The organism is Mesorhizobium sp. M2E.F.Ca.ET.219.01.1.1, from assembly GCF_004016445.2.
Lineage (GTDB): Bacteria > Pseudomonadota > Alphaproteobacteria > Rhizobiales > Rhizobiaceae > Mesorhizobium.
The window spans coordinates 1-359 of the sequence record NZ_SADT02000113.1; the positions used below are offsets into that span (position 1 = coordinate 1).

A 359-nucleotide genomic window follows, 5' to 3' on the forward strand; every position below is an offset into this window, starting at 1 on the left:
CCGAATCGCTCGTTGAGTCTCGTCCCTCCCAGCGCGGTAAACCGCGCCTCGATCTCGGCATTCCAGCAAGCCTCCCACGAAGTTCGCCCGCTGGACAGGGTGAAGGTCTGCTGTCCGATTAGCTGGTTTAAGATCAGCTCAGGCTGCGGCGGCCGCTCGATCTCGCAAAACTCTACAATTCTGCGACTGGTCTCGAGCTGAACTTCGCGTCCTTGGTCGCCTATGATCTGCTCATAGCTCAATCCAAGAACATTCTCCTGATCCGCCCACGGTGCCACTGGATGGCAGCGATCATTGAAAATGAAAGGCGCGATCTCATCGAAGTACTTCAGCATTTTGTCAGGTCCGTCCGGCTCATT

The 359-nt window shown here is 56.0% G+C and carries 1 protein-coding gene; it reads right to left on the minus strand.

Going from position 1 to position 359, the window contains the following annotated elements; all coding sequences use genetic code 11:
* On the minus strand, positions 1 to 335 hold a 335-nt coding region (locus tag EN862_RS35160; RefSeq protein WP_135913305.1), incomplete at its 3' end, for a hypothetical protein.
* Between the last annotated feature and the right edge of the window lie 24 nt (positions 336 to 359).